Source organism: Xanthomonas sp. SHU 166 (assembly GCF_000364685.1).
GTDB classification, from domain to species: Bacteria; Pseudomonadota; Gammaproteobacteria; order Xanthomonadales; family Xanthomonadaceae; genus Xanthomonas_A; species Xanthomonas_A sontii.
In genome coordinates this window covers 1-8,217 of sequence record NZ_AQOJ01000644.1, presented here as the reverse complement: position 1 = coordinate 8,217, position 8,217 = coordinate 1, and the positions used below count along the sequence as shown (strand labels likewise).

Here is an 8,217-nt window from a genome sequence, read left to right as displayed (position 1 = left end):
TGTGGCCGCGCCCGAGGACGCTGCGCCGCTGCTGCAGGCGCAGGGCCTGGCCCGGCGCGGCCAGTTGCAGCCGGTCGACCTGCAACTGCGCCAAGGCCAAGTGCTGGGCCTGGCCGGCCTGCTCGGCGCCGGCCGCACCGAACTGGCGCGGTTGCTGTTCGGGCTGGACCGTGCCGATCGCGGCCGCGTGGCGATCGACGGCCGCGACGTGGCGCTGCGCGGCCCACCCGACGCGATCGCCCACGGCCTGGCGCTGTGCCCGGAAGAACGCAAGACCGAGGGTATCGTCGCCGAACTGTCGGTGCGCGAGAACATCGTGCTGGCCCTGCAGGCGCGCATGGGCCTGCGCCGGTTCCTGGCGCCGGCCGAGCAACTGCGCATCGCGCAGGGCTACGTGGACGTGCTGGGCATCAAGACCGCCAGCCTGGAGACGCCGGTGGGGCTGCTGTCCGGCGGCAACCAGCAGAAGGTGGTGCTGGCGCGCTGGCTGGCGACGCGGCCGCGGTTGCTGATCCTGGACGAACCCACCCGCGGCATCGACATCGCCGCCAAGCAGGAGATCATGACCCGGATCCTGGCCCTGGCCCGCGAGGGCATGGCGGTGCTGTTCATCTCCGCCGAGGTCGCCGAGATCGCGCGCATCGCCGACCGCATCGCGGTGCTGCGCGAACGCCGCCTGGTCGGCGAACTGCCCGGCGGTTGCGGCGAGCGCGCGATCTTCGAGCTGATCGCCGGGAGCGCGGCATGAGCGCCACCGCCACGCCCGACACCACCGCATCGCGCTGGTCGGCGCGGCTGCGCGCGCATCCGTTGTTCTGGCCGCTGGCGACGCTGGCGGTGCTGCTGCTCGGCAATGGCCTGTTCGACCCCGGCTTCCTGAGCCTGCAATGGCGCGACGGCCATCTCTACGGCAACCTGGTCGACATCGGCAACCGTGCCGCGCCGCTGGCGCTGGTGGCGATGGGCATGACCCTGGTGATCGCGGTGCGCGGCCTGGACATCTCGGTCGGCGCGGTGGTGGCGATCGCCGCGACGGTGGCGGCGTGGATGATCGGCGGCGGCGAGCACAGCCGCTTCCCGCTGTGGGCGGTGCTGCTGGCACCGCTGCTGGTGGCGGCGCTGTGCGGGCTGTGGAACGGGCTGCTGGTGGTCAAGGTCGGCATGCAGCCGATCATCGCCACGCTGATCCTGATGGTGGCCGGGCGCGGCATCGCGCAGCTGATCGGCGACGGGCAGATCCTGACCATCTACTACCCGCCTTATTTCTATCTCGGCAACGGCTTCCTGCTCGGCCTGCCGTTCGCCTTGTTCGTGGTCGCCGCGGTGTTCGCGGCCTTGCAACTGCTGCTGGGGCGCACCGCGCTGGGCCTGTTCGTGCGCGCCATCGGCCACAACCCGCGCGCGGCGCGTGTGGCGGGCGTGCGCGCGCGGCTGATCGCGGTGCTGCTGTACGTGTTCTGCGCGTTCAGCGCCGGCCTGGCCGGGTTGCTGATCAGCTCCAACGTCAAGAGCGCCGACGCCAACAACGCCGGGCAACTGATGGAACTGGACGCGATCCTCGCGGTCACGCTCGGCGGCACGCTGCTCGATGGTGGCCGCTTCAGCCTGGCCGGCAGCGTGATCGGCGCGTTGATCATCCAGACTCTGACCGCGACCATCTACGCCTTCGGCGTGCCGGCGCAGGTCACCATGCTGATCAAGGCGCTGCTGGTGTTCGCGGTGATGCTGCTGCAATCGCCGACCTTCCGCGCCCACCTGCGCGGCTGGATCCGGCGGCCGCCGCCGCAGGTGCGGCCATGAGCGCGGCGGCTCCACGCCCGGTTGGGTCCGGCCTGCGCAAGGCTGCGGGCGTGCTGCAGGGCGCCCGCCTGCCGCTGGCGATCACCGTGGCGCTGTTCGTGGCCATGCTCGCGGCCGGCGGCGTGCTCTACGACGGCTTCCTGGCGCCGCAGGTGCTGGCCAATCTGCTGATCGACAACGCCTTCCTGTGCATTGCCGCGGTGGGCATGAGCCTGGTGATCCTCAGCGGCGGCATCGACCTGTCGGTGGGCGCGGTGCTGGCGTTCACCACCGTGCTGTCGGCATCGCTGGTCGAGCGCCACGGCTGGTCGCCGCTGGCGGCGATCTCGCTGGTGCTGCTGCTCGGCAGCGTCTTCGGTGGGTTCATGGGCCTGCTGATCCAGCGCTACCGCCTGCAGCCGTTCGTGGTGACCCTGGCCGGCATGTTCCTGGCGCGCGGCGCCAGTTACCTGATCAGCGTCGATTCGATTCCGATCACCGACCCGCTGTACACCGCGATCGCGCAGGCGCGGCTGCCGCTGGGCGGCGACGTGTCGCTGTCGATCGGTGCGTTGATCGCGCTGGCGATGGTGGCGCTGGGCATGTGGCTGACCCAATGCACCCGCTTCGGCCGCTGCGTGTACGCGCTTGGCGGCAGCGAGGCCTCGGCGCGGCTGATGGGCCTGCCGGTGGAGGCGACGCAGGTGCGCGTCTACGCCTTCAGCGGCTTCTGCTCGGCGCTGGCCGGGGTGGTGTGCACGTTTTACATGCTGTCCGGCTACAGCCTGCATGCGCAGGGCCTGGAACTGGACGCCATCGCCGCGGTGGTGATCGGCGGCACGCTGCTGGCAGGCGGCAGCGGCTACGTGATCGGCACCCTGTTCGGCGTGCTGATCCTGGGCGCGATCCAGACCCTGATCGTGTTCGACGGCACGCTCAGCTCGTGGTGGACGCGCATCGTGATCGGTGGCCTGTTGCTGCTGTTCTGCCTGTTGCAGCGACTGCTGACCCGGCGCCTGCCGCAGGGTGCGGCGAGCGAGTGAGCGGCACGGCGGCGTAGAATTCGGCAACCGCAACCGGAGCGCCGACATGCTGACCATCTGGGGCCGCCACAATTCGAGCAACGTGCGCAAGGTGCTGTGGTGCGCGGAGGAGATCGGCCTGGCCTACACCTCCATCGAGGTCGGCGGCGCGTTCGGCGGCAACGATCAGCCGGCCTATCGCGCGCTCAATCCCAATGGCCTGGTGCCGGCGATCGAGGATGATGGCCTGGCGCTGTGGGAATCCAATGCCATCGTCCGCTACCTGGCCGCGCGCTACGCCCCGGACACGCTGTACCCGCAGGACCCGGTGCTGCGCGCGCACGGCGACAAGTGGATGGACTGGACCACCTCGCGCTTCGCCGGCGCCTTCCGCGATCTGTTCTGGGGCGTGTTGCGCACCGCGCCGGAACAGCGCGATGCAGCCAGGATCGCCGCCGCGCTGGAACAATCGGCCGAGCTGTTGCACACCGCCGACGCCGCACTGTCACAACAGCCCTGGCTGTCGGGCGAGCACTTCGCCATGGGCGACATCCCGTTGGGCAGCTTCGCCTATGCCTGGTTCGAGATGCCGATCGAACGCCCGGCACTACCGCACCTGCACGCCTGGTACCAACGTCTGCAGCAGCGCCCGGCCTATCGCAAGGGCGTGATGACGGCGCTGACCTGAGTGCGGCGTTTCCGGCGGGGGACGGTGCCGTCGCGGCGGTGGCCATGCCCGTCAACCGCTCGCTCCCACCTGACGGCAAGGAGCCGCTACCCGTGATCGAACCTCCCAAGATCGTGCTCTGCATTCCCGGCCCATGGCCGGATCGCGCGGACCTGCTCGCGCGCATCGTCCAGGACAGCGGCGGCTACCTGTTCGCCGGGCACGTGCTGATGCACATGGACAGCGGCCAGGCATGTGAGCTGCAGTACGAACCGCACGATGCGCGCATGGCCGCCGCGTTCGCCGCCGCCGGCCCGCATTGGCGGGGCTCGGCCGACATGGCGCGTATCCGGACGCATGCGTCCGTCGTCTACCTGATCGGTGCCGGCGGCTCGCGGGTGCGTGCGGAGACGATGATGCGCGCGGCTGCGGCGTTGCTGGACGCCGGCGGCCTGGGGGTGAAGGTGGAAAGCAGCGGCGTCGCCCACAGCCCCGCCGACTGGCGGCAACTGTGCGCGGACCTGTCGCTAGGCAGCGCCCACCGCGCCTATGTGTTGAACATCACCGGCGAGCAGGTCCACTCCTGCGGCATGCACCAGTTCGGCATGAAGGACGCGATCGTCGCGGCGCAGGCGGCATCCGACCCGGTCGCCCTGCTGCACACCTTCACCTGCTACCTGTTCAACGAAGCGCCCGACGTGCGCGCCGGCCATACCTTCTCGGTCGCGGCGGATGCGCCGCGCTACCGGATCCAGGCCGAAGCCAGCAGCCAGTTCCAGCCCGGCGACCTGTTCGCCAATCCCTACGGCCTGTGGCGGCTGACGCCGCTCTGACGCCGCGTTGCTTCCTGCATCCGTGTGCGGTGTCGGCGACGCGCCGCCGAATGCGTGCGCGCCTCAGGGTCTCCCGCCCGCCACCGCCGGCAGCGCGTCGCCGCCCGCGCGGCGCATCACCCAGTTGAACAGCGGGGTGGCCATCAGCGTGGAGGTGATGGCCATCAGCACCAGGATCGAGAACAGGCCCTGTTCGATAACCCCGGCCTGCAGGCCGATGTTGATGATGATCAGCTCCATCAGGCCGCGCGCGTTCATCAGTGCGCCGATCGCCATCGCATTGCGGTTGGTCTCGCCGCTGATCCGCGCCGCGGCCCAGCAGGCGATGCCCTTGCCCAGGAACGAGGCCAGCAGGACCGCGCCGGCGGCCAGCAGGATCTGCGGGTCCAGCAGCACGCTCAGCTCGGTCTTGAGCCCGGAGAAGGTGAAGAACATCGGCAGCAGGAACACCACAACGAACGGCTGCAATTGCTCGCGCAGTTTTTCGGTCAGAGCGCCCTTGGGCAGGCAGGCGCCGAGCAGGAAACCGCCGAACACCGCGTGGATGCCGATCGCGTCCATCGCCCAGGCGCTGACGCAGAACAGCATCAGCACCACCGCCAGCACCCCGGCGCTCAGCGGTTGCTCGGGGCGCACGTGGTCGGCCAGGCGGCGCAGCCAGTGGCGGCCGACCAGCAGCATGAACAGCGCGTAGCCCACGCCGCCGCCGATCGCCAGATAGGCGCTGCCCCAGCTGCCGCCGAAGCTGGCCAGCACCAGCGCGAGGATGCACCAGGCCGCGGCGTCGTCGACCGCGCCGGCGGTCAACGCCAGTGTGCCCAGCGGGCTGCCGGTGAGGCCGCGCTCGTGGATGATCCGCGCCAGCATCGGGAACGCGGTGATGGCGATGGCCGCGCCCAGGAACAGCGACGCCTCCAGCAGCTTGGCCTTGGCCGAGAACAGCCCGGGCACGTGCAGCAGCCATGGCGCCAGCACGAAGGCGAGCACGAACGGCACGGCGATGCCGGCCAGCGACACGCCCATCGCGCTGCGGTAGCGCGTGCGGAAGTGCTCGCCGCGGAAATCGGTGCCGACCAGGAACATGTACAGGCCCACGCCGAACTGCGCGGCCACGTACAGCATGTCCAGGGTCGGCTTGGGGAACAGCGCCTGCTGCACGTCCGGCAGCAGCGCGCCGAACAGCGACGGCCCCAGCGCCACGCCGGCGATCATCTCGCCGACCACCTGCGGCTGGCCCAGGCGCCTGGCCAGCAGGCCGACCAGCCGGCATACCACCAGGATCACCGCCGCCTGCAGGAAGAAATACACCGACATCTGCGGGGTGGTCATGGGCGGCCGTCCTGGAAGTGTCGGCGGATGATAGGAGGCCGTGGCGATGAAATCCATGCGGCCGCGCCTCACATGGTGGGGCGGGGCGCGTTTGCGGTATGGTGCCTGGCGCGCGCATGGCGCAGGCCGTACACGCATGCGGACCGACACCGCAGGACGCACCGGGGAGCGAAGCGATGAGCAAGGGATGGACGCGGCGGCAATGCCTGGGCGCCGCTGCCGCGGGCGCAGTGGCCGGTTTGATGCCTGGGGCCGCCATCGCGGGCGCCGCCGCTGCCGGTGCGCACGATGCCGACGCGCTGTACCGGCGTGCGTTGGTGCTCGACGCCAACGCCCTGGCCTCGATCGGGCAGGTATTCGATGGCCCGGATGCACCGCAGCTGTTGCAGCAATTGCGCGACTCCGGCGTGTCGGCGCTGAAGACCACGCTGGGCGGTGCGGCCGGCGACTTCGAGACCGCCGTGCAGGACATCGCCGCCGCGCAGGCGCTGGTCGAGCGCTATCCCGAGCATTTCCTCAAGGTGCTGCAGCCGGCCGACCTGCGCCGCGCCAAGCGCGAGGGGCGCGTCGCGCTGATCTTCTCCTTCGAATCGGCAGCGATGCTGGAGGACAAGCCCGCGCGCATCGACCTGTTCCGCCAGCTCGGGGTGCGGGTCATGCAACTGACCTACAACCGCACCACGCCGTTCGGCGTGGGCTGCCTGGACGGCGACACGGGCGGTGTCACCGCGCTCGGCCGCGACGCCATCGCGCGCATGAACCGGCTCGGCGTGGCGCTGGATCTCAGCCATTGCAACATGCAGACCACCCGCGACGGCATTGCGCTGTCGCAGCGTCCGCCCGTCATCACCCATGCCGGTTGCGCCGCGGTGTTCGTGCATCCGCGCAACAAGCAGGACGCCGAACTGCGCGCGCTGGCCGACAAGGGCGGAGTGATGGGCGTGTACATGCTGCCGTTCCTGACCGAGGACAGCCGCCAGCCGCAGCTGGCCGACTACCTGCGTCATCTGCAGCACGCCCTGGACGTGTGTGGCGAGGACCATGTCGGCATCGGCACCGACTCGCTGTTCTTCCCGATCACCGAGCAGGACCGGCGCGCCTTCGAGGAAGACCTGGTGCAGCGCCGTCGCGACGGCATCGGCGCCCCGGGCGAGAACCGTCTGCCCTATCTGCCCGACGCCAACACCCCGCGCAAGCTCGAACGCGTCGCCGACGCGCTGCTGCGCCAGGGCTACAGTGCCCGGGTCGCCGAGAAGGTGCTGGGAGCGAATTTCGAACGGGTGTTCGGCGAGATCTGGAGTGTGTGACGCTGTGCAGTGCGCAAAGGACCTGCGTGACGCCCCGGTAGGTGGTGCGTTGCACGCAGCGTCGTTCACCGTTCCAGCGGCACCGCGCCGCCCGCATTGACCGGGCCCTCGCACAGGTTCAGACTTGCGGCCACATTTCCACCCGAACGTCCACGCCGCCATGGCCCACGCACCGCTGCTGATATTGCCCAACGCCCTGCGCGTCAGCGCAGGCCGGGTGCGCCTGCCTGAAGGAGTGGTCGACGCCGTGCGCTAACGCCGGCCATCGCCGATCCGCCGCAGACAAGCACCCGATGGGTGCTTTTTTATTGCCTGTTTTTCGCTGTTCCACCATTCCGACACGCCAAGGAGAACGTGCCATGCACTACGCCGCCGAACCCGAAACCTAGCCGCATGCCCGCCTCGCCAACCGGGGCATGCGGCGTCCCCCGTGTTGGCAATGCGGAGTCTTTCTCATGAACACGAACACCCTTTCCCGCTGGCGCAATCTCGGCATCATCGCCCACATCGACGCCGGCAAGACCACCCTCACCGAACGCCTGCTGTGGGCCGCCGGTGCGATCCATCGTGTGGGCGAAGTCCACGACGGTGCCGCCACCACCGATTTCTCGGACATCGAACGTGCGCGCGGCATCAGCATCGGTGCGGCCGCGGTGCAGGTGCAGTGGGCGCCGGACGGGCGGCCGGCGCATCGCCTGACCTTGATCGATACCCCCGGACACATCGATTTCGCGATCGAGGTGGAACGCTCGCTGCGCGTGCTCGACGGTGCGGTCGCGGTGTTCTCCGCGGTCGACGGCGTGCAGCCGCAATCCGAAACCGTGTGGCGGCAAGCACGCCGCCACGGCGTGCCGATGCTCGCGTTCGTCAACAAGATGGACCGTGCCGGTGCCTCGTTCGACGGCGTGCTGGCGCAGTTGCGCGGCAAGCTCGACGCGACGGTGTGGCCGGTCGGCGTGCCGGTGCCGGGCGACTCCGGCTTCGACGGCTGGAGTGACCTGGTCGACGGCCGCCTGCTGAGCTGGGACGACGCGGGGCACCTGCATGCGCGCGCCTGGCAGGCCGAAGAGGCGGCCGCGTTCGCGGACGCACGCGAGCAGTTGATCGCCGCGGTGGCCGAGCACGACGAGGCGCTGGCGCAGGCCTATCTCGAGGAACGCGCGATCGACGCCGAGCTGCTGCGCGCCGCTTTGCGCCGGGCCACCCTGGCCGGCGCCGGCGTGCCGGTGCTGGCCGGCTCGGCGTTCAAGCGCAAGGGCATCGAGCCGTTGCTGGACGCG

The 8,217-nt window shown here is 70.1% G+C and carries 8 protein-coding genes; 7 read left to right on the top strand and 1 reads right to left on the bottom strand.

Translation table 11 applies throughout. The annotated features are described in order from the left end of the window. From D180_RS15565 to D180_RS15545, 5 genes are all read left to right on the top strand, one after another. The coding region (locus D180_RS15565) for an ATP-binding cassette domain-containing protein (protein ID WP_017913528.1) at positions 1-748 on the top strand (748 nt) is incomplete at its 5' end. Beyond that, on the top strand, positions 745-1,800 hold the full coding sequence (locus D180_RS15560) for an ABC transporter permease (protein ID WP_017913527.1): 1,056 nt from the start codon (positions 745-747) through the stop codon (positions 1,798-1,800). The genes D180_RS15565 and D180_RS15560, both read left to right, overlap by 4 nt. After that, complete coding sequence (gene yjfF, locus D180_RS15555; protein ID WP_017913526.1) at positions 1,797-2,822, top strand: galactofuranose ABC transporter, permease protein YjfF; 1,026 nt, start codon at positions 1,797-1,799, stop codon at positions 2,820-2,822. The genes D180_RS15560 and yjfF overlap by 4 nt, the downstream gene beginning before the upstream one ends. Positions 2,823-2,868: 46 nt before the next feature. Continuing rightward, the gene (locus tag D180_RS15550; protein ID WP_017913525.1) at positions 2,869-3,489 is read left to right on the top strand and encodes a glutathione S-transferase; all 621 of its coding nucleotides are present in this window, start codon (positions 2,869-2,871) and stop codon (positions 3,487-3,489) included. A 92-nt stretch (positions 3,490-3,581) separates the two neighbouring features. Then, positions 3,582-4,301, top strand: coding sequence for a hypothetical protein (locus tag D180_RS15545; RefSeq protein WP_043091092.1), 720 nt, complete (start codon positions 3,582-3,584; stop codon positions 4,299-4,301). A 63-nt stretch (positions 4,302-4,364) separates the two neighbouring features. On the opposite strand, the gene D180_RS15540 is transcribed toward D180_RS15545, so the two are convergent. After that, on the bottom strand, positions 4,365-5,630 hold the full coding sequence (locus D180_RS15540) for a cation:proton antiporter (protein ID WP_017913523.1): 1,266 nt from the start codon (positions 5,628-5,630) through the stop codon (positions 4,365-4,367). 176 nt (positions 5,631-5,806) lie between these two features. On the opposite strand from D180_RS15540, the gene D180_RS15535 reads away from it, so the two are divergent. Both D180_RS15535 and D180_RS15530 read left to right on the top strand, forming a co-directional pair. Beyond that, entirely contained in the window at positions 5,807-6,937 is a 1,131-nt protein-coding gene (locus D180_RS15535) for a membrane dipeptidase (protein WP_043091091.1), read from the top strand. A 455-nt stretch (positions 6,938-7,392) separates the two neighbouring features. Continuing rightward, the coding region (locus D180_RS15530) for a GTP-binding protein (RefSeq protein WP_017913521.1) at positions 7,393-8,217 on the top strand (825 nt) is incomplete at its 3' end.